Origin of the sequence: Nocardia sp. AB354, assembly GCF_049538315.1 — a bacterium.
GTDB lineage: Bacteria > Actinomycetota > Actinomycetes > Mycobacteriales > Mycobacteriaceae > Nocardia > Nocardia nova.
This window is the reverse complement of record NZ_JBMVFU010000009.1, coordinates 157,560-177,996: the sequence shown is the minus strand read 5'-3', so window position 1 is coordinate 177,996 and position 20,437 is coordinate 157,560. Positions and strand designations below refer to the sequence as shown.

The 20,437-nt window shown below is 69.9% G+C and carries 21 protein-coding genes; 11 read left to right on the top strand and 10 right to left on the bottom strand.

From position 1 onward, the window contains the following. Positions 1-70: 70 nt before the first annotated feature. Positions 71-1,492, top strand: a complete 1,422-nt coding sequence (locus ACPCUW_RS15690; protein ID WP_104363534.1) for an ethanolamine ammonia-lyase subunit EutB — start codon at positions 71-73, stop codon at positions 1,490-1,492. Further along, on the top strand, positions 1,489-2,328 hold the full coding sequence (gene eutC, locus ACPCUW_RS15685; protein ID WP_423425562.1) for an ethanolamine ammonia-lyase subunit EutC: 840 nt from the start codon (positions 1,489-1,491) through the stop codon (positions 2,326-2,328). Before ACPCUW_RS15690 ends, eutC begins: the two co-directional genes overlap by 4 nt. A 236-nt stretch (positions 2,329-2,564) precedes the next feature. On the opposite strand, the gene ACPCUW_RS15680 is transcribed toward eutC, so the two are convergent. The 6 genes from ACPCUW_RS15680 to ACPCUW_RS15655 all read right to left on the bottom strand — a co-directional run bounded on the left by ACPCUW_RS15680 (position 2,565) and on the right by ACPCUW_RS15655 (position 9,128). Further along, complete coding sequence (locus ACPCUW_RS15680) at positions 2,565-4,091, bottom strand: DEAD/DEAH box helicase (RefSeq protein WP_423425659.1); 1,527 nt, start codon at positions 4,089-4,091, stop codon at positions 2,565-2,567. Positions 4,092-4,398: 307 nt separating this feature from the next. Continuing rightward, the gene (locus ACPCUW_RS15675; RefSeq protein WP_063013103.1) at positions 4,399-5,376 is read right to left on the bottom strand and encodes a M56 family metallopeptidase; all 978 of its coding nucleotides are present in this window, start codon (positions 5,374-5,376) and stop codon (positions 4,399-4,401) included. Between the two features lie 62 nt (positions 5,377-5,438). Then, positions 5,439-5,876 (bottom strand): BlaI/MecI/CopY family transcriptional regulator, encoded by a 438-nt coding sequence (locus ACPCUW_RS15670; RefSeq protein ID WP_051024559.1) that lies wholly within the window; start codon positions 5,874-5,876, stop codon positions 5,439-5,441. A gap of 77 nt (positions 5,877-5,953) precedes the next feature. After that, positions 5,954-6,841, bottom strand: a complete 888-nt coding sequence (locus tag ACPCUW_RS15665; protein WP_104363532.1) for an ABC transporter ATP-binding protein — start codon at positions 6,839-6,841, stop codon at positions 5,954-5,956. Further along, positions 6,838-7,872, bottom strand: a complete 1,035-nt coding sequence (locus ACPCUW_RS15660) for a FecCD family ABC transporter permease (RefSeq protein ID WP_423425658.1) — start codon at positions 7,870-7,872, stop codon at positions 6,838-6,840. The genes ACPCUW_RS15665 and ACPCUW_RS15660 overlap by 4 nt, the downstream gene beginning before the upstream one ends. Before the next feature lie 185 nt (positions 7,873-8,057). After that, positions 8,058-9,128, bottom strand: a complete 1,071-nt coding sequence (locus tag ACPCUW_RS15655; RefSeq protein ID WP_064906825.1) for a FecCD family ABC transporter permease — start codon at positions 9,126-9,128, stop codon at positions 8,058-8,060. Between the two features lie 100 nt (positions 9,129-9,228). On the opposite strand from ACPCUW_RS15655, the gene ACPCUW_RS15650 reads away from it, so the two are divergent. Further along, the gene (locus ACPCUW_RS15650; RefSeq protein ID WP_423425561.1) at positions 9,229-9,936 is read left to right on the top strand and encodes a hypothetical protein; all 708 of its coding nucleotides are present in this window, start codon (positions 9,229-9,231) and stop codon (positions 9,934-9,936) included. A 220-nt stretch (positions 9,937-10,156) separates the two neighbouring features. On the opposite strand, the gene ACPCUW_RS15645 is transcribed toward ACPCUW_RS15650, so the two are convergent. Continuing rightward, positions 10,157-11,482, bottom strand: coding sequence for a bifunctional o-acetylhomoserine/o-acetylserine sulfhydrylase (locus tag ACPCUW_RS15645; RefSeq protein WP_063018859.1), 1,326 nt, complete (start codon positions 11,480-11,482; stop codon positions 10,157-10,159). A gap of 88 nt (positions 11,483-11,570) precedes the next feature. Continuing rightward, the gene (locus ACPCUW_RS15640) at positions 11,571-12,113 is read right to left on the bottom strand and encodes an OsmC family protein (RefSeq protein WP_423425560.1); all 543 of its coding nucleotides are present in this window, start codon (positions 12,111-12,113) and stop codon (positions 11,571-11,573) included. Positions 12,114-12,328: 215 nt separating this feature from the next. On the opposite strand from ACPCUW_RS15640, the gene ACPCUW_RS15635 reads away from it, so the two are divergent. From ACPCUW_RS15635 to ACPCUW_RS15615, 5 genes are all read left to right on the top strand, one after another. Next, positions 12,329-12,787 carry a PaaI family thioesterase gene (locus ACPCUW_RS15635; RefSeq protein ID WP_197039928.1) on the top strand — a complete coding sequence of 153 codons (459 nt, stop codon included), beginning with the start codon at positions 12,329-12,331 and terminating at the stop codon, positions 12,785-12,787. A 94-nt stretch (positions 12,788-12,881) separates the two neighbouring features. After that, positions 12,882-13,184 carry an urease subunit gamma gene (locus ACPCUW_RS15630; protein ID WP_030517690.1) on the top strand — a complete coding sequence of 101 codons (303 nt, stop codon included), beginning with the start codon at positions 12,882-12,884 and terminating at the stop codon, positions 13,182-13,184. A 9-nt stretch (positions 13,185-13,193) separates the two neighbouring features. After that, on the top strand, positions 13,194-13,580 hold the full coding sequence (locus tag ACPCUW_RS15625; protein WP_423425557.1) for an urease subunit beta: 387 nt from the start codon (positions 13,194-13,196) through the stop codon (positions 13,578-13,580). Further along, on the top strand, positions 13,580-15,301 hold the full coding sequence (locus tag ACPCUW_RS15620; RefSeq protein ID WP_423425555.1) for an urease subunit alpha: 1,722 nt from the start codon (positions 13,580-13,582) through the stop codon (positions 15,299-15,301). Before ACPCUW_RS15625 ends, ACPCUW_RS15620 begins: the two co-directional genes overlap by 1 nt. A 68-nt stretch (positions 15,302-15,369) precedes the next feature. Beyond that, positions 15,370-16,032: an O-methyltransferase gene (locus ACPCUW_RS15615; protein ID WP_423425554.1), complete on the top strand. Its 663-nt coding sequence runs from the start codon at positions 15,370-15,372 to the stop codon at positions 16,030-16,032. Here ACPCUW_RS15615 and ACPCUW_RS15610 read toward each other — a convergent pair. After that, on the bottom strand, positions 16,022-16,591 hold the full coding sequence (locus tag ACPCUW_RS15610; protein ID WP_104406190.1) for a PadR family transcriptional regulator: 570 nt from the start codon (positions 16,589-16,591) through the stop codon (positions 16,022-16,024). The two genes, ACPCUW_RS15615 and ACPCUW_RS15610, sit on opposite strands and share 11 nt — an antisense overlap. A 114-nt stretch (positions 16,592-16,705) precedes the next feature. Between ACPCUW_RS15610 and ACPCUW_RS15605 the strand changes: the two genes are divergently transcribed. Beyond that, positions 16,706-17,104: a nuclear transport factor 2 family protein gene (locus tag ACPCUW_RS15605; RefSeq protein WP_231982863.1), complete on the top strand. Its 399-nt coding sequence runs from the start codon at positions 16,706-16,708 to the stop codon at positions 17,102-17,104. 7 nt (positions 17,105-17,111) lie between these two features. On the opposite strand, the gene ACPCUW_RS15600 is transcribed toward ACPCUW_RS15605, so the two are convergent. Beyond that, positions 17,112-17,828: a TetR/AcrR family transcriptional regulator gene (locus ACPCUW_RS15600; RefSeq protein WP_082940701.1), complete on the bottom strand. Its 717-nt coding sequence runs from the start codon at positions 17,826-17,828 to the stop codon at positions 17,112-17,114. Positions 17,829-17,912: 84 nt separating this feature from the next. On the opposite strand from ACPCUW_RS15600, the gene ACPCUW_RS15595 reads away from it, so the two are divergent. Further along, positions 17,913-19,439 carry an MFS transporter gene (locus ACPCUW_RS15595; RefSeq protein WP_423425553.1) on the top strand — a complete coding sequence of 509 codons (1,527 nt, stop codon included), beginning with the start codon at positions 17,913-17,915 and terminating at the stop codon, positions 19,437-19,439. Between the two features lie 65 nt (positions 19,440-19,504). Further along, positions 19,505-20,371 (top strand): SDR family NAD(P)-dependent oxidoreductase, encoded by an 867-nt coding sequence (locus tag ACPCUW_RS15590; RefSeq protein ID WP_423425552.1) that lies wholly within the window; start codon positions 19,505-19,507, stop codon positions 20,369-20,371. Positions 20,372-20,437 lie beyond the last annotated feature (66 nt).

Sequence of the window (20,437 nt, the reverse complement as noted above, 5' to 3'; positions counted from 1 at the left end):
GGGTGCGGCGGTACGCTGGCAGCCACCACCGGCGGTGAGGGTGGACAGGACGCCGATCCGGAGGAGACCGATGACGCGGTATCAGCAGACCCTCCACGGCCGGACCTACGCCTTCGACGGGCTGGCCGACCTGCTGGCCAAGGCGACACCGCTGCGCAGCGGTGACGAACTCGCCGGGTGCGCGGCGAGTTCGGACGCGGAGCGCGCCGCGGCGCAGTGGGCGCTGGCCGAGGTGCCGCTGCGCGACTTCCTGAACGACCCGGTGGTGCCCTACGAGACCGACGAGGTCACCCGGCTGATTCTCGACACGCATGATCGCGCGACCTTCGCACCGATCGCGCAGCTGTCGGTCGGCGGCCTGCGGGACTGGCTGCTCGCGGTGGCCGCCGGATCGGAGGCGGAGCCACCGGCAGCGGTATTGCGTTCCGTGGCATCGGGTTTGACGCCGGAGATGGTCGCGGCGGTGAGTAAACTGATGCGCAATCAGGATCTGATCGCGGTCGCGCGGGCCGCCGAGGTGCGCTCCGGTTTCCGCACCACCATCGGACTGCCGGGCCGGCTGGCCACCCGGCTGCAGCCGAATCACCCCACCGACGATCCGCGCGGTATCGCCGCGGCGGTGCTCGACGGATTGCTGCTCGGCTGCGGGGATGCGGTGATCGGCGTGAATCCGGCCACCGACTCGCCGCGGGCCGCCGCCGAGCTGCTGACGCTGCTCGACGAGGTGCGGACCCGATTCGACATTCCGGTCCAGTCCTGTGTGCTCGCCCATGTGACCACGACGCTGGGGTTGATCGAGGCGGGGGCGCCGGTGGATCTCGTCTTTCAGTCCGTCGCCGGGACGGAAGCGGCGAATGCGAGCTTCGGGGTGAATCTGTCGCTGCTGCGCGAGGCCAACGAGGCCGGACGATCGTTGGGGCGCGGAACCGTCGGGAACAACGTGATGTATCTGGAAACCGGGCAGGGCTCGGCGCTGTCGGCGGGCGCGCATTTCGGTACCGGCGGCAGGCCCGTCGATCAGCAGACGCTCGAGGCGCGTGCGTACGCCGTCGCACGCGAACTGGAGCCGTTACTGGTCAACACGGTCGTCGGCTTCATCGGCCCGGAATATCTGTACGACGGCAAACAGATCGTCCGGGCGGGGCTGGAGGATCACTTCTGCGGCAAACTGCTCGGCCTGCCGATGGGCGTCGACGTCTGCTACACCAACCACGCCGAGGCCGATCAGGACGATATGGACACCCTGCTGACGCTGCTCGGCGCGGCCGGTGTCGCCTTCGTTATCGCGGTGCCGGGGGCCGACGACGTGATGCTCGGCTACCAGAGCCTCAGTTTCCACGACGCGCTGTACGTGCGCCGCCTTCTGGGCCTGGCGCCCGCGCCGGAGTTCGAGCAGTGGCTGGCGCGACTGGGCATGCTCGACGCCGCGGGCGGTATCGCCGCGGTGGAACCGCTGACCTCGCCGCTGCGGGAATTGGCGGGGCCGCGATGAGCGCCACCGGGACGAATCCGGCCGGAGCCGGACAGGCGCGCGATGCGCGTCGATCAGGTGCGGACAGCGAGTTGTTCTGGCGGGAATTGCGTGGGACGACGCAGGCGCGGATCGGGCTCGGGCGAACCGGTGACGCACTGCCCACCGCGCGCGTATTGGAATTCCGGGCCGCGCATGCGGCGGCGCGCGACGCGGTGCACACCTGCGTGGACGTGGATGCGCTGTGCGAACGGGTCGCCGCGCTGGACGTCGGGACGCCGATCCGGGTACGCAGCCGGGCCCGAGACCGCGCGGAGTATCTGCGCCGGCCCGATCTCGGACGAGAACCCGAGGACTCCTCGGCGCTACGAAAGCCTCTGTCGCCCAGTGCTTTCGATGTGGGAATCGTTCTGGCCGACGGTTTGTCCCCGAGTGCGCTCGCGACACACGGACCGGATCTGCTCGCGGCCCTGGTCGACGAACTCGCCCCGCACTACACGCTGGCCCCGCCGGTGATCGCGACGCAGGCGCGGGTGGCGATCGGTGACCATCTCGGCGCCGCGCTCGGCGTGCGCACCGTGCTGGTGCTGATCGGCGAACGCCCCGGTCTGTCGGTGGCCGACAGTCTCGGCATCTACCTCACCCACCGCCCCCGACCGGGCCGCACCGACGCCGAACGCAACTGCGTGTCGAATATTCACCCGCCCGAGGGCCTGGGGTATCGCCAGGCCGCCGCCGTCGTCGCGGGTCTGGTAGCGGGTGCGCGTGCACTGGGACGATCCGGCGTGGACCTGAAGGACGGGTCTGCCGCCGATGCGGTGAAAACCACTGTGGTGGAAGCCATTCCGGAGCGCTGACAGCGAAAGCGGCGCTGCACGGTCGAAAGTGCGCCATACCGAGAGGTGCGGTAGGAGCGAACCGTGACCTTCTCGCCGGTTCCGTCCGGTGCGGATGCGGGCGCGGGGGACGAGGGGCGTGGTCGGTGATGATGGCACGGTAGGCCGAATCAACGGTTCGCAGTCGGAAACCGGGACCGACGTCGGTGGCCGGCACGCTGCCGCGTCGACGGGGTTGGGTTGTCCCGGTAGGTGATTCAGTTGGCGCGGCGGTTGCGGGAGTGTGGCGGCCGGGTGTTTCGCCGGGGCCTTGCGCGTGTGTCGGCTTCTTGCGTGTCGACCGTCCGAGGCGGGGCGGCGGCCGGATCCGGGACCGGGCGTCCGGTCGGCGGGCGGGCCCCGGCCAAGGCGGTGAGCCGGGGGTCGCCCGGTCGGATGCGCACGTGCTCGAATACCACCGCGGCGTCGCGGAGTACGGTGTCCGCGCTCGCATCGGTGCCGATCGTGACGACGGTGCCGCTCGCGCCCGCGCGGCCCGTGCGGCCGGAGCGGTGCAGATAGTCCTTGGCATCGGCGGCGGGATCGACGTGGACCACCAGCGTGACGTCGTCGACGTGGATGCCGCGTGCGGCCACGTCGGTGGCGACGAGAACCGGTGCCGCACCGGAGGAGAACGCGGCTAAGGTGCGCGTACGCTGCGCTTGGCTCAGCCCGCCGTGCAGCGCGACGGCGCCGACGCCCGCTTCCCGCAGCCGCCCGGCGAGTTTGTCCGCACCGTACTGGGTGCGCACGAACAGCAGAGTGCGCCCGTCGCGCGCTGCGATCTCCGCGACCACTGCGCGCTTGTCGGTCGCTCGTATCTGGAGGAGGTAGTGGGATACCTTCGCCGTACCGGAAGGGGAGAGCCCCCTGAGATCATTTCCGGTGGGCGGCCTGCCGATCCCATCGGCGGGAGTGGGTTCGACAGTCGACGTCGTCGGCGAGCTCGGCACCTGCGGCCGGGATTCCCGGCCGGTCTCGGCAGCCGGGGGCGGTGAATTCTCTTGTCTTTCAGCGGCTTTGCGGTCCGGGGGCGCTCCGGCTGCGGTGGCAGCGGGAGCATCGGTCGTCTCCGGGGCGTCCACCGAATCGGTTGCCTGCGAGCCCGGGCGGGCCTCGGCGTGCCCGGCGGAAGGCGCCCGCGTTCCCGCGGTGGTCGTGACGTCGTGATGGACGGGGTCGTTCAGATAGGTGTGCACCAGCGTGTCGACGGCGGCATCCAAGGTCGCGGAGAAGAGCAGGTGCTGAGTGCCGGCGGGCAAGCGGTCGAGGATCGTGCGGATCTGGTCGACGAAGCCCAGTTCGGCCATGTGGTCGGCCTCGTCGATCGCGACCACGCGGATCGCGTCCAGGCCGACCTTGTCCTGGTCGATGAGGTCGGTGAGCCGGCCGGGGGTCGCTACCAGCAGGTCCACGCCGCGGCTCAGGCGATCGGCCTGCCGTTTGATCGGCACACCGCCGACGGCCGTCGCCACCCGCAGGCCCAGCGACAGCGCGGTCTCGTCGAGGGCCGTCTCGATCTGCAGGGCCAACTCGCGGGTCGGGGCGAGGACGAGCGCACGGGGGCGGCGCGGTGCGGACGCGCCGCGCCGCAGCCGGACCAGTATCGGCAGGCCGAAGGCGAGGGTCTTGCCGGAACCGGTGGCCGCGCGTCCCAGCACATCGCGACCGGCGAGCACATCCGGAATCGCCGCCGCCTGAATGGGAAATGCGGTCTCGAGGCGCTCCCGCCGCAACGCCTGCACCAGTTCGACCGGCAGGCCGAGTTCCGCGAATCCGGGCCCCGCGGCCGAGGCCGGACCGCGAGAAGCTTCGCCGCCCGGCGATGAGGTCGAGAGTTCGGAGCGCCCGGCTCGGCGACGGTCCTTCGGTGCCCGGTCTCCGGCATCCGGTGTGCGGTCCGATCGTCCCGTGCGCTCGCCCACCGGCCGGCCGGACCCGGCCCGCCCGGAAGCTTCCGAGGTTCGCGCGCCCCGGGGGCCGCCGCGTCCGAAAGGCTTGTCCCCGCGATTGTTCGCGTGCCGACCGTGAGCTCCCGGGGAACGCCGCCGCTCAGGCACTCAGCAACCGGTTCAATTCGACCAGCCACGGAATCGCCACCGCGAGGGTCGGCACCACCAGGATCGCGGCGGCCGTCGCGTAGGCCGCGGTCGCGATGCGCAGATCGCCGAGCGGACCGGTCAGGCGCTGGATGCGGATGAGTGTGGTGGGCCCGCCGGCGGCCATGGCTCCCTGCGGGGCGGTGGAATTCGAGCACGTCACCAGCGCGCGGGCCAGCGGGGTGGGTCCGGTGACCTTGACGGCGGAATCGTCGGCGAGCAGTTCGATCAGCAGCTTCACCGAATCCAGCGCGGATTTGCTGCGTACCACCCGCGGGAATGCCTCGTGCGCGGCGGTGAACGCCTCCAGCACCAGGTCGTGGCGCGCCCGCAGATGCGAACGCTCGTGGCTGACGATCGCGGTCAGTTCGGATTTCGACAGGTTCGCGAACGTTCCCTGGCTGAGCACCACGCGCTGGCGCAGACCGGGCAGGCAATAGGCGATGGGCTCGGCGGCGGCGAGGACGCGGATATCCGCGGCACGGGTACCGGCCAGCGGCGAGGCCGCGATCAGATCGCCGTGCCCGATGTCGCCGCCCTGGTCGAGCAGGTCGACCAGCATCCGGTGCCGGGCCCGGCGGCGGCGGGTGTGCACGCCGACCCGGATCGCGGCGTAGATCAGGCGCGCGCCGACCAGCAGGGTCAGCGCGAAGACCACGACGTAGATCAGCCAGAGGCCCAGGCCGAGCGCGTCGATCTCCTTGGTCGGGGAGGTGGTGGGGCGACCGTCGGGTCCCGGGACCAGCAGCAGACTGGCGATGGCCAGCCCGGATCCGAACGCCGACAACACCGCTGCCAGCGCGACCGCCTGCCACAACACCAGCGCCGCGCGGGGAGTCCGGTACGGCCAGGTGGCTCGGCTGAGCAGAGCCGGGACCGGTCCCGCGAGAAGCAAGGCGAGACCGGCGAAGACCGGCGCTGTTGCGTTCATACTCAGCTCACTGCGTTGTGGGGCCAGGGCCCGAGATCGCGGCGCCGGAGAGCACCACGCAGCTACTGCGGCGGGGCGACTCCGTTGTCGTCGGATGCGGTGTTCTCGTCCTCGGACGGGTTGCGCGCGGTCTCGGTTGCTTCGAGCTTAGCGAGTGCATCGCGGAGTGCGGCAGCCTCATCCTTTCCGACCTGTTCGACGAAGTGCACGAGCGCGGCGCGGCGGGACCCGACTTCGTCGGCCTGCTGCAGCGCGTCGACCATCAGACTGGCCACGAGTTCGTCGCGCGTGTGCACGGGCGCGTACCGATGTGCCCGGTCGTCGCGCTGTTGCACGACCAGATTCTTCTTCGCCAGTCGCTGTAGCACCGTCATCACCGTGGTGTACGCGAGCTCGCGGCGCGCGGCGAGGGCTTCATGGACCTGCCGTACCGTCTGCGGTTCATCGGCCGACCACAACTGGTCCATGACCGCTTTCTCGAGTTCACCAAGACCTGCCATCCCTCCAGCTTACGGAGGCAACGACACAAATGCGTACTACAGTTCGTCGTAACCGGTCGGTAGCTATGTGGGATTTTTCATAAACCGGTCGGGGAACTCGTTGCGGCATCGTCCGGGCGCGGTCCGCCGACGGCGCCGACGACGTGCCGCGCGCCGATGGGCACGATCATCGGGCGCTCCGACACCGGATCGGTGTGCACCTCGGCACGCAGGCCGAAGACCGTCCGCAACAGTTCGGTGTCGATCACCTCGCTCGGCGCGCCCTGGGCGACGATGCGGCCCTCACGCATGACGATCAGCCGGTCGCTGTAGCGGATGGCCAGATTCAGATCGTGCAACACCATGACCACGGTCCGGCCCAGATCGTCGTGCAGCCGGTCGACGAGGTCGAGCACTTCCAGCGAGTGGGCCAGATCCAGATAGGTGGTGGGCTCGTCGAGCAGCAGAATGTCGGTGCCCTGGGCCAGTGCCATGGAAATCCACGCCCGCTGGCGCTGCCCGCCCGACAGTTCGTCGAGGGTGCGGTCGGCCAGTTCCGACACGCCGGTCTGGGCGAGGGCGTGCGCGACCTCGGTTTCGTCGTCGGCCGACCATTGGCGCAGCCAGGACTGATGCGGGTGGCGGCCGCGCGCGACCAGATCGGCCACGGTCAGGCCCTCCGGCGCGACCGGTGCCTGCGGCAGCATGCCGACGATGCGGGCGACGTCGCGGGTCTTCATGGTGGCGATCGCCTTGCCGTCCAACAGGACTCGGCCCGCGTTCGGCCGCAGCAGCCGGCCCAATCCGCGCAGCAGTGTGGATTTGCCGCAGCCGTTCGGGCCGATCACCGTGGTGATGAGGCCGGGTTCGATATCGACGCTGAGGCCGTCGACGATGACACGGCCGCCGTAGCCGAGGGTGATGTTCTCCGCGGCGAGGCGGTGGGCGTCGTTGCCGGTGTTCCGGTGCGGGGTTCGGGTGCTCACAATGTCGCCTTCCGGTTCACGCGTATCAGCAGCAACAGCAGGAACGGTCCGCCGAACGCGGCGGTGACCAGGCCGACCGGCAAGTCGACCGGTACGACGGTTCGGGCCGCGACATCGGCGGCGATCACGATCAGCGCCCCGGTCAGCGCCGAGCCGATGACCGGCTCCCCGGGGGTGCGCAGCAGCCGGCGGGCGATCTGCGGCGCGGCCAGCCCGACGAAGGCCAGCGGGCCGACCGCCGCGGTGGCCAGGGCAGCCGCCGCCACCGCGGCGCCGATCAGCACCAACTGCTGGGTCTGTACGCGCACACCGAGCGCGCGAGTGGTGTCGGAGCCGAAGCGCAGTGCGGCCAGGGTGCGCGCCGAACCCGCCGCGATGAGAACCACGACGACGAGTCCGGCCGCCGCCGCACTCGTCCGGTTCCAGTCCGCGCCGTTGAGCGAGCCGGTGAGCCACAGTTGCGCCCGGGCGGCGTCGTCGAGACTCGCCCGCGTGACAAGCCAGTTGATACCGGCCAGCAGCAGCGCGTTGACCCCGATCCCGATGAGGATGAACCGCATTCCGCTCAGTCCGGTGTCGCCGCCGCTGTTGCGGCCCAGCGCCAGGACGCCGATCAATGCGGCAGTGGCCAGTCCACCCGCGAGTGCCGCGAGCGGAACGCCCAGCAACGCGACGATTCCGGTGGCGGTGCCGCCCGCACCGGCCAGCACGGCGACCGCGGCGAAGCTCGCCCCGGATGTGATGCCGAGGACGTCGGGGCTCGCGAGCGGATTGTGCAGGATCGACTGCGTGATCGCGCCCGCGATGCCGAGCGCCGCTCCGGCCACCAGCGCGGTCACCGCGCGTGGCAGCCGCGATTCCATGACGACGTAGCGTTGCGAACGGGTGCCGCCGCCGGTCAGCACGTCCAGCACCCGCGCGAGGGCGATGTGATAGTCGCCGACGGAGATGTCCACTACGCACAGCACCACGATCGCGGCGGCGAGGGCCAGCAACGTCAGCAGCATCGAAAGACGAAGGACCGCAGACATTCCGGCGACCCGGACGGCCTGCCGGACCCGTGCCAGCGCCACGCCGGATCGGTCCACGCCGGGAGCGCTCGTCGAATCGCCGACCAACCCGGCCGTAGCTTCGCCCCCGGCCCGTCGGTCTCCGTCCCCTTGCTCGGTACCCGGTTCCGTGCCGGCCCCGGAGGTGCGGATATCGCTGCGCGCGTTCACAATTCGGCCACCTTCCGCCGGCGCACCAGGGCGATGAAACAGGGTGCGCCGATCGCGGCCAGCACGATACCGGCCTGCAACTCGCCGGGCGGCGCGATCACCCGGCCGACGACATCGGCCAGCAGCAGCACGATCGCCCCGAGCAGCGCCGAATACGGAATCAGCCAGCGGTGATCCGGGCCGGTGATCATGCGGCCCAGGTGCGGAACGACCAATCCGAGAAAGGCGATCGGGCCGACCGCGGCCGTCGCGGCGCCGGTCAGCAGCACCACCGCGGTGAGCCCGATCGCGCGGTTGCGCGCTATGTTCACCCCGAGCCCGCGCGCGACATCTTCGCCGAGTCCGATCGCGTTGAGCCCGGGCGCGGCCAGGATCGCCAGCACCGTTCCCGCCAGGATGAACGGCACCACCTGGGCCGCGACCGCGGGTTCGTGTCCGGCGGGAGTGCCGACCACCCAGAAGCGGTAGGTGTCCAGCGCGGCCGGATCGAGCAGGATCACCGCGTTGGTCAGCGCCTGCAGCAGCGCAGTGACCGCTGCACCGGCCAGGACCAGCGTCAACGGGGTGGATCGGCTGCCGCCGCTCGCCGATGCGCCGAACACCACCACCCCGGCCGCCAGTGCTCCGGCGAAGGCGAACCAGATGTACTGGCTCGGCTGGGTGAGCGCGAACAGATGGATGCCGAGCGCGGCCAGGAACGCCGCACCCGCGTTGAGACCCAGCAATCCAGCATCGGCGAGCGGATTGCGCGTGTAGCCCTGGATCAGCGCACCGGCGATACCGAGTGCGGCGCCGGTGAGCAGTGCGAGAACCGTTCGGGGCAGGCGCAATTCGCGCACGATCCGGTCGGCCTGCCCGTCCGCGGGACAGGTGAACGGCACGCCGTCCGGACAGGAGACGGCGTGCCAGATCTCGGCCGGGGACAGGGATTTCGCGCCGACGGCGAGTCCGGCGACGACCGCGAGCAGCAGCACCCCGGCCAGGAGTGCCAGGCCGGTCGCACGGCGACGGGGGGTGATGACTGCGGCGGACACGGCGGCGAACGACTCCTGGGTGACGCGTTTCATGGCGATCGAACACTTGCGCAGCGACCTGTCGCCGTACAACTCTGGTAAGCCTAACCTATCTTTCGTTGCCGACCGCAATGCCGAACGTTGAGGGGGTTCGATGTCCGAACCAGTGACGATTTTCCCGGCTCGCCGTCCGGAGCCGGCGTTCGAACAGATCTGTGTCCGGCTGCGCGCGTTGCAGCCCGGGCATCCGCGCGTCTACGCCATGGCGGCGATGGCCGAACAGGGCCGTCGGCGGTGGTGGCGACTGGCCGACGGGGTGCGTGAAGGTCGCATCGAGCTGATGTATCGCCGGCATGCGGCGGAGATGGTCAGCGCCGAGATCGCCGCCGAGGTGGTCGCCACCGCGCTGATCCATGCCGTGGTCGGCCGGGTGGTCGCGCTGATGGTCTGCGACAACCGCGCCTGGGATCCGGGGCTCGAGAATCTGTGGGTGCACAGCGACAACGACGGCGGGCTGGACTGGGCGGGCCTGTCGGACACGACGATTCGCGTGGTGGCGGGTGATCCGCTTGCAGCGCGGCCGGGTGTGGTGACGCTGCCGTGTGATCGGGCGCTGTCGGTGTGGCTGGCGCATCGCTGCGAGGCGGCGCTGACCTTGGTGTGTGAGAGCCTGCAGCGCTGCGCGGGGCTGAGCCGGGCGCGATTCTGGAATCTCGTGGGCGAAACCGTCGTGGGCGCGGCCACTTATGTTCCGGAACTGGCGCGGACCGGCGCGGATGCGGGGATCGAGCGGGGGCAGGCGTTGCTGCTGGCATTGGCCGATCGCGGGTTGCCGGTGCGTCGCTCTTGCTTGGTTAGGTAAGCCTGACCTACACTCGACTCGGCGTCCGGATCGAGCGAGAGTCCCGAGGGCTGCGGTCGACTCCCCGGTCCACTGCCCGCGGCGGGCCCTTCGTCACGAAGGGCCCGCCGCGTCGTTTCCGAGCTCCCGCGCCCGAATCCCGAAGTGCCGGTGCGTGTTTCGCTGACACGACGCTGCCCGGCCCGCCGCCGGGTGGCGGCGAACCGGGCATCGGCGAGAACTAGTGCGTGGCGGCGAAACCGGTCCGCAGGTCGGCGAGGATGTCCTCGATCCCCTCGATGCCCACCGCGAGCCGGACCAGGCCCGGCGTCACACCCGCGGCCAGCTGCTCCTCGGGCGTCAGCTGCGAATGCGTGGTCGAGGCCGGGTGAATGACCAGCGAACGCACATCGCCGATATTGGCGACATGGCTGTGCAGGGTCAGCGCGTCGACGAACCGCTTACCCGCGTCCACACCGCCCGCCAGCTCGAAGCCGACGATCGCGCTGGTGCCCTTCGGGGCCAGTTCCCGGCCGCGCTCGTACCACGGCGACGACGGCAGGCCCGCGTAGAAGACGCTGGTCACCTCGGGCCGCTCGGTGAGGAACTCCGCCACCGCCTGCGCGTTGGCGACATGCCGTTCCACCCGCAGGCTCAGCGTCTCGAGGCCTTGGGCGATCAGGAACGCGTTGAACGGGGCCACCGCGGAGCCGAGGTCACGCAGCAACTGCACGCGTGCCTTCAGCGCGTAGGCCGGCGCACCCAGATCGGCGAACACCGCGCCGTGGTAGCTGGGATCCGGGGTGGTGAAGCCGGGGAAGCGCGAGTTGCCCTGCTCGTCGGTCACCGTCCAGTCGAAGGTGCCGCCGTCGACGATCACACCGGCGATCGCGGCGCCGTGGCCGCCGAGGTACTTCGTCGCCGAGTGCACGACGATGTCGGCGCCGTGCTTCAGCGGCTGGATCAGGTACGGGGTCGGCACCGTGTTGTCCACGATGAACGGCACACCGGCGGTGTGGGCGACCTCGGCCAGGCCCGGCAGGTCCAGGATGTGGTTCTGCGGGTTGGACACGGTCTCGCCGTAGATCGCTTTGGTGTTCGGGCGGATCGCGGCGCGCCACTGGTCCAGATCGTCGGGATCTTCGACGAACGACACCTCGATGCCCAGCTTCGGCAGCGTGTAGTGGAACAGGTTGTAGGTGCCGCCGTAGAGGCGCGGACTCGACACGATGTGGTCACCGGCGCCCGCGATGTTGAGGATCGCGAAGGTTTCGGCGGCCTGGCCCGAGGAGAGCAGCAGCGCCGCCACACCACCCTCGAGGGCGGCGATGCGCTGCTCGACCGCGTCCTGGGTGGGGTTCATGATGCGCGTGTAGATGTTGCCGGGCTCGGCCAGACCGAACAGCGCCGCCGCGTGATCGGTATCGCGGAAGGTGTAGGAGGTGGTCTGGTAGATCGGCAGCGCGCGAGCGTTGGTGGTGCCGTCGGGAATCTGGCCGACGTGGACCTGCTTGGTCTCGAAGCTCCAGTTCTGCGCCGGATCGTTCGGCTCGACGGAGTCGGTCATGGGTTTCAGCTCCAAAATGTGTAGATGGGATGGATCGTCGCGCACGAGGCGGCGGTGCGCCGCCCCAGAATGCCCGATTCGTGAAGAATCAGGCGGGAACTGCGGAGTTTTCCAACTCCGATGTGATCAGTGTGGTCAGCACGGGCGTCGGCCCGGTGGAGATATCGAGAACCGGGCAGTGAGCGTCCACGGCGGCCTGCAGTTCAGCGTAGCGCTGCGCCGGCTCCGGACCACGAATGTGCACATTCACCCGGACCTGCTGGAACCCGGCGCGCACGCTGTCGTCGAGTCCGAAGAAGCCGCGCACGTCGAGGTCGCCCTCGGCCTCGATGCGCAGATCGTCGACGACGATGCCGAGACGTTGCGCCCAGAACCGGTAGGTCACCACCTGACACGAGATCAGTGCCGCCAGATAGAACTCGACCGGATTCGGCGCGGTGCCCGCGCCGCCCAGCGCGGCCGGCTCGTCCACCCGGACCGTGTACGTGCCGACCGTGACGGCGCTGCCGACGGCACCCTCCGCGACTCCGGCAGCGGAAAACAGGACCTGCGCCTTCGCCGGATCGCCGGCCACGGCCTGTGCGGTGGCGTCGACGATGTCGTTGAGCGGAGTGTCCGATGCGGCTGTCATGGCCGCCACGGTAGGGCGGCGCGGGGGCCGGAGCGAGGGTTGCGCTCGCCGTGATCGCAACCGTAGCCGGATCGCCGTGAGTGCGTATGCCGCTGCGGTACAACGATTTTCACATTGTGCCGCCGGTGTGCTGCTCGATTACCCGGCACCTGGGTGGCCGGGCGCGCGCGGCACCGCCGTACCGGCCGGTACTCAGGTGGTGTAAGTGTTTTTCTATGACACAGCACGACCGATTCGAGGCTCGCTCCCTGGCGGATGTCACGCCCGAGCAGATGACCCGCTACAGCGAGGGGACCTTCACCGACCTCATCGGTCTGAAGTACACCGAGGTCGGGCCCGATCGTGTGGTCGGGGAGTGGGTGGTCTCGCCGCAGCTGCATCAGCCCGCGGGCATCGTCAACGGCGGGGTGTACTGCACGATCATCGAAACCCTGGCCAGTGTCGGCGGCGGCGTGTGGTTCGGTGACCGCGGTCATGTGGTCGGCGTCAACAACAACACCGACTTCCTGCGCGCGGTTCGCGAGGGCAGCCTGCGCGGTGTCGCCACCCCGATTCACCAGGGTCGCTCGCAGCAGCTGTGGCAGGTGCAGATCACCGACGAGCAGGACCGGGTGGTCGCGCGCGGCCAGGTGCGGCTGCAGAACCTCACCGCGGACGGGGCGGCCAAGGCCTGACGCCGCCGAGTCGAGCGCCCGTCCCGGCGCGCGTACTCGGTACGGCCGTGCCAAGATATCGAGCACCGTACGCCCGAGCAGCCGAGGAGTCGATGTGCGTCTGTCACCGCACGAGCAGGAACGGCTGATGCTCAGCTACGCGGCCGAACTGGCGCGCCGGCGGCAGGCTCGGGGGCTGAAACTCAACCATCCCGAGGCGGTCGCGATCATCACCGACCACGTCCTCGAGGGCGCCCGGGACGGCCGCACCGTCGCCGAGCTGATGTCCTCGGGCCGCACCGTGCTCACCCGCGACGACGTCATGGCGGGTGTTCCCGAGATGATCGCCGACGTGCAGGTCGAGGCCACCTTTCCCGACGGCACGAAACTGGTGACCGTGCATCACCCGATCGGCTGAGGGGCACCGATGAGCGCGATATCCGCCGAGAGCGGCTCCGGCCCGGTGCCGGGTGAGTATCTGCTCGCCGCCGGCCTCATCGAGATCAATGCCGGCGCCGACCGGATCGAACTCGAGGTGGTCAATACCGGCGACCGGCCGGTGCAGGTGGGCAGTCACGTGTACTTCCCACAGGCCAACACGGCCCTCGACTTCGACCGGGCCGTGGCGCACGGCCGCCGCCTCGACATCCCGGCCGGTACCGCCGTGCGCTTCGAACCCGGCCTGGCGCAGCGTGTTTCGCTGGTGCCGCTGGGCGGTAGCCGCGAGGTGTACGGGATCGGCCCGGATGCGCCGGGACCGCTCGGCCCGGTGGCGAACCGGTCCGACGAGACAGACGGAAGGCCGGTCGACTGATGGCGGAACTGTCCCGCGCCCGCTACGCCACGCTGTTCGGCCCCACGGTCGGCGATCGAATTCGCCTCGCCGACACCGATCTTCTGATCGAGATCACCGAAGACCGCTGCGGCGGACCCGGCCTGGCCGGTGACGAGGCCGTCTTCGGTGGCGGCAAGGTGCTGCGCGAATCGATGGGCCAGGCCCGCGCCACCCGCGCCGAGGGCACCCCGGACACCGTGATCACCGGGGCCGTGATCGTCGACTACTGGGGAATCGTCAAGGCCGACATCGGCATTCGCGACGGCCGCATCTGCGCGATCGGCAAGGCCGGTAATCCGGAGACCATGGACGGTGTGCATCCGGATCTGGTGGTGGGTCCGTCGACGGAGATCATCGCCGGCAACGGCCGCATCCTCACCGCCGGCGCGATCGACTGCCACGTGCACTTCATCTGCCCGCAGTTGCTCGACGAGGCGCTCGGCGGCGGTATCACCACCCTGATCGGGGGCGGAACCGGACCGGCCGAGGGCTCCAAGGCCACCACCGTCACTCCCGGCGCCTGGCATCTGGGCCGCATGCTCGAGGCCACCGACGGCTGGCCGGTCAACATCCTGCTGCTGGGCAAGGGCAACACCGTGCGCCCCGAGGCGATGTGGGAGCAATTGCGCGGTGGCGCGGGCGGATTCAAGCTGCACGAGGACTGGGGGACCACCCCGGCGGCGATCGACGCCTGCCTGCGGGTGGCCGACGCCGCGGGGGTTCAGGTCGCGCTGCATTCGGATACGCTCAACGAGGCCGGATTCGTCGAGGACACCCTCGCCGCGATCGCCGGGCGGGCCATCCACTCGTATCACACCGAGGGCGCCGGCGGCGGGCACGCGCCGGACATCATCACCGTCGCCTCGCACCCGAATGTGATGCCCAGCTCCACCAATCCGACTCGCCCGCATACGGTCAACACCCTCGACGAGCATTTGGACATGTTGATGGTGTGCCACCACCTCAATCCGGCCGTGCCCGAGGATCTCGCTTTCGCCGAGAGCCGGATCCGGCCCTCGACCATCGCGGCCGAGGATCTGCTGCATGATCTGGGCGCGATCTCCATGATCGGCTCGGATTCGCAGGCGATGGGCCGCATCGGGGAGGTGGTGATGCGGACCTGGCAGACCGCGCACATGATGAAGCGCCGCCGCGGCGCGCTGCCCGGTGACGGGGCCGCCGACAACCACCGGGTGCGCCGCTACGTCGCGAAATACACGATCTGCCCGGCGGTGACGCACGGCCTGGACCACGAGATCGGGTCGGTCGAAGTCGGCAAACTGGCCGATCTGGTGCTGTGGGAGCCGGCCTTCTTCGGTGTCCGCCCGCATGCGGTGCTCAAGGGCGGCGCGATCGCCTGGGCGGCGATGGGCGATGCCAACGCCTCGATTCCGACACCGCAGCCGGTGCTGCCGCGGCCCATGTTCGGCGCCGCACCCGTGGTGGCGGCGGGCGCGTCGCTGCATTTCGTCTCCCCGCAGGCGGTCGAGGACGGGCTGGCCGAGCGGCTGCAGGTGCGCCGGAAACTGGTGCCGGTGGCCGATGTACGCCGCCGCACCAAGAGCGATCTGCCGCTCAACGACGCGATGCCGCGTATCGAGGTGGAACCCGACACCTTCACTGTGCGCATCGACGGCGAGGTGTGGGACCAGCAGCCCGCCACGGAGTTGCCGATGGCGCAGCGCTACTTCCTGTTCTGAACCTTGCCCCGGCGCCGGGCCCGTCGGCGGCGCTGCGCCGGTGCGGTCGCGGTGGCACACTGGCCGATATGACGAATGCCGCATGGGGCGAGGTCGACCGCTACGTCGTGGACACGTTGATCGGTGACGCCGATTCCGATGTGGCGCAGGCGAATTCCGAGGCGGGCCTGCCGCCCATCGACGTCTCGCCGGCGCAGGGCAAATTCCTGTATCTGCTCGCGCTCTCGGCCGGGGCGCGGCGTGTGCTCGAGATCGGGACGCTCGGCGGGTTCAGCACGCTGTGGCTGGCGCGTGCGGTGGGCTCTCAGGGGCGCGTCGTGACGCTGGAATACGATCCGCACCACGCCGAGGTGGCCCGCGCCAACCTCGATCGCAAGGGGGTGGGGGAACGAGTGGAGATCCGGGTCGGCGCCGCGCTGGACACCCTGCCCGGAGTCGCCGAGGACCACGGCGAGCCCTTCGACCTGGTCTTCATCGACGCCGACAAGGTCAACAACGCCAACTATGTGCAGTGGGCGCTGCGGCTGACCCACCCCGGTTCGGTGATCATCGTCGACAATGTCGTGCGCCGCGGCGCCCTGGCCGACGGCGACCCCGGCGACCCCGCGGTCCGCGGGGCCCGGGAAGCGCTGCGACTGCTCGCCGACGAGCCGCGGCTCGAGGCCACCGTGCTGCAGACCGTGGGCAGCAAAGGCTGGGACGGCTTCGCCTACGCCGTGGTCACCGGTTGACCGGTGCCGAATCGCCGTGCCCGATCCGGTCGGGGTGGTCGGCGAGTTCGGTCCAGAAGTCCACGTACGCCTGTTCGTGGCCGATCCCCAGTTCCAAGATGCGGGAACGGGATTGGGCGCGCACCGTATCGGCCGGATCGATCTCGGCGTGCATGGCGCGGTAGCGGTCGAGCCAGCGGCGGTGCTCGGCTGCCTGGCGGCGGGCGAGGGCGACCACGTCCTCGGGTGCGCCGAGGTCGGCGAAGAACAATTTCACCTGCGCCGGATCGCGCGTCTCCGGCGGCGCGCACTGCGGGTCGGCCAGCCACGCGCGTAACGCCTCGCGTCCGGCGTCGGTGAGCTGGAAAACCCGGCGCCGGCGGCCGGTCTCCTCGGCGTCCTCGTGCAGCAGGCCGCGCTCGGCCAGCCGGGCCGGAATGCGGTAGAGCTGCGCATGCGGCACCGGCCAGAAGTAGTCGACGCTCTCCTCCATGCGCGCTTTGAGCTCGTAGGGGGTGAGCGGTCCGTGCCGGGCGATGAGCCCGAGCACGATATGGTCCTGCGCTCCCAGATCCGGCATGGTCGTCAGCTTTCGGTTCGGCACGTCTCGGTTCGGCACGGCATTTGACACGGTCTCACTGAGACTATAGCTTCATATCCGTCATACCGTATCCATGAGACTATTGGAGTGGACATGCGCGCATACGGCATCGAACTGTTCGACCGATGGACGGCGATGTGGAACGGGGAGCTGGAACTCGCGAACCGAATCATGGCCCCGCACTTCACACTTCGCTACGCCCAGCCGGGCGCCGAGGCCTACGACAGCATTCACGACCCGGAGACGTTCGCGCGGCAGATCGCGGCCTTCCGCGCGGCCGCGCCCGGGCAGCGATTCGAAACCCAGGGCGAGGCGGTCGTCGAGATCGACGACCGCCGTACCGGGATCGTGGCGCGGCCCTACGGTTCGCGTCGTCCGGTGGCGGACGGTGAGATCGCGGTGAGCGGCACCGATATCCTGCGCGTCGAGGAGGGGTTGATCGTGGAGGTGTGGTCGGTCTCCGGTGGCACGCAGGGCCGTTCGTACTACTGACCGCCGGTCAGCCGTGGCGTGCGGCGAAACCGTCGCACAGCGCCGACAGGCCCGAATGCAATTGCCGCACCGGATCGAGCAGATCGCCGAGTCCGGTGCCTTCGAGGGGCGCCAGCGCGGGCGGGCTCGGCCAGCGCGGGGTGCCTTCCAGAAGTGCTGTCAGCCCGGAGGATTCGTCGTGCTCGTCCTCGCGGGCGGCCAGGATGGTGGCGCTGACCTGCTGGAGGGCGATGCCGGCGATGTAACTCCAGACCTCGAGCGCCATCGCGGTGGCCTCGCGGCGATCATCGGTCAGCTCGAGGAAACCTTCGGTCAGCCAGCCCAGGCACGCCAGGCTGTGCGGGCCGAAGTTGTAGCGCGGCACCGCGAAGGTGAACAGCACCCACGGATGCAGCCGGTAGAGCTGCCAGTCGATATCGGCGGCCGCGCGCACCCGGTCGCGCCAGGTCCAGTCCGCTTCCGGCGCCGGATACGGATAGCGCCGCGCGACCTCGTCGGTCATATCGGCCAGCAGTGCGTCCTTGTTCGGCACGTGCCGATACAGCGACATCGCGCCCACGCCCATCCGCTCGGCGATGCGGCGCATGGACAATCCGTCGATGCCGTCCGCGTCCGCCAGCGCGATGGCGGTGTCGACGATCGCCGCTCGCGTCAGCCGCTCGGGCTGCGACCGGCTCGAAGAGCCTGGCGTCGCAGGTGAGGGTGGGTGGGAAGGTTTCGGCATCGAAACTCGCTTTCCTTTCTGCGGCCGGATGCGTACGCTGTACCCCGGTCGCGTACGACGTACGCACGAGATGAAGGATAGGTGATGGTCGGCATTGAGACCTCGGCGGCGGCCCATACCGCGCCGAGCGCAACCCCCCGGCGGGCGTGGCTGGGTCTGGCGGTGTTGATCCTGCCGGTGCTGCTGGTGTCGATGGATATGTCGGTGCTGTATCTGGCGATGCCGACGCTGACCGAGCATCTGGACCCCTCGGCCGAACAGCAGCTGTGGATTCTCGACATCTACGGATTCATGATCGCCGGACTGCTTATCACCATGGGCAATCTCGGTGACCGCATCGGGCGGCGCAACATATTGCTCGCCGGCGCAACGGTTTTCGGCATCGCCTCTCTGCTGGCGGCCTTCGCGCCCAGCGCCGGCGTGCTGATCGCGGCGCGCGCGCTGATGGGTGTCGGCGGTGCGACGCTGCTGCCGTCGAGCCTGGCGCTGATCTCGAGTCTGTTCCCCGACGCCCGGGCCCGCGGCACCGCCATCGGCGTCTGGACGGCGTTCTTCGCGGGTGGGTCCGCGGTGGGGCCGGTGATCGGCGGCTTGCTGCTGCACAAGTTCTGGTGGGGCTCGATCTTCCTGATCAACACGCCGGTGTTGCTGGTGCTGCTGGCGCTGGGACCGCTGCTGCTGCCCGAACACCGCTCCGCCGGTCGCGGACCGCTGGATCCGGTGAGCGTGATCATGTCCATCGGCGGCATCCTGCCGCTGGTGTACGCGGTGAAACGGGCCGCGGCCGAGGGCGTCGACGCGATCTCGGTGGTGCTCGGCCTCGCCGGTGTCGCGGTGCTGGTGGCATTCGTGCGGCGCCAGCGCACCCTGGCCGAACCGCTGCTGGATCTGAGCCTGTTCCGGCGCGGCCTGTTCCGGGTGGCGATCGGGTCGTCCACCGTGGGCATGATGTCGCTGGCCGGCATGAGCTATCTGACCAGCATGTATCTGCAGTCAGTTGCCGGGCGCGACGTCCTGGGCGCGGCGCTGCTGGGTATTCCGGCGGCGATCGCGGTGTTCATCTGCTCGATGGGTGGCGCCCGGGTGGCGCGCCGGCTCGGCACCCGCGGATCGTTCGTGCTGGCGCTGAGCGCCGCCGCGGTCGGCAATCTGCTGCTGCTCGGCATCGGCGTCGATGGCGGAATCGGCTGGTACATCGCGGGTTCCACGATCGCGGGCCTCGGCTACGGCATCGTGTTCACCCTGGTGTCGGAGGTCGCGGTCTCCTCGGTTCCGGCCGAGCGGGCGGGATCGGCGGTCGGCATCTCCGAGACGAGTTTCGAACTGGGTAACGCCCTCGGGTTGTCGCTGCTGGGTTCGCTGGCGGCACTGGTGTTCCGGTCCGGTGGCGATTTCGCCGACACGCTAGGCGAGACGCTCGTGCTCCATCGCGGCGATGCGGCCGTGGTCCATGCCGCGCAGAGCTCGTTCGTCACCGGCATGCACACCGCGCTGGTGGTCGGTGCGGCACTGCTGATCATGATGGCGGTGGCGGCCGCGGCGACCTCGGGTCGCCGGCGTCGGCGCGCGACCGCGGTGGATGCCGCGTCCGCCGCGGCGGGAACGCGCTGACCGGTTCCCGGTCGGCGGTGACGATTCCGGCCCGCCGGTGGAGGCGGCCCAATACAGTTTCGGCTGTGACAGATACCGCTTCACCGGGCCGCCCGCTGGCCGAACGGGTCGCGACGCGCTTGTTGTATCCCACGTCGCGGCCCCAGGACGCGGCGCTGCGCGAGGCCGTCTCGGGCCGGGTCGTGCTGGTGACCGGCGCCTCGCACGGCATCGGAAAGGTCACCGCCGCCAAATTCGCCGCCGCCGGAGCCGTCGTGATCATGGTCGCGCGCTCGGCGGCGGAACTCGACGCCGCGGCCGACGACATCACCGCGGCCGGCGGCATCGCGCACACGTACAGCACCGACCTGACCGATATGGAGGCGGTGGACGCATTGGCCCGCGACATCCTCGCCACGCACGGGCGGGTGGATGTGGTGATCAACAACGCGGGCCGATCGATTCGCCGCTCGATCGACGAGTCCTACGATCGCTTTCACGATTTCACCCGGACCATCGATATCAACTACCTCGGCCCCGTGCGATTGCTGCTGGCCCTGCTCCCGGCGATGCGGGAGCGCGGTCGCGGACATATCGTCAACATCTCCACCTGGGGGCTGCGCATGCCGCCGGCGCCGCGATGGGCCGCTTACGGTGCGTCGAAGGCGGCGTTCGACCAGTGGTTGCGCACGGTGGCGACCGAGGTGGCGGCCGACGGCGTCACCACCACCTCGATCTACATGCCGCTGGTGCACACCCGCATGAGCGCGCCCACCGATTTCGGTTCCATGCCGGGGCTGACCGCCGCGGAGGCCGCCGATCTGGTGTGTCATGCCGTCGTCGCGAAACCGGTGGAGATCTCACCGTGGTGGAGCGGTCCCCTGCAGGCGTGGACGGATCTGACCCGCGGCCCGATGCAGCGGCTGATGGCCCGCAGCATCCGATTTACCTGAACCGCGTGCGTGGACAGTGGCCGACGGCCGTGCGCGACAACCGGATTCGCGCGAGCACTCGGGATT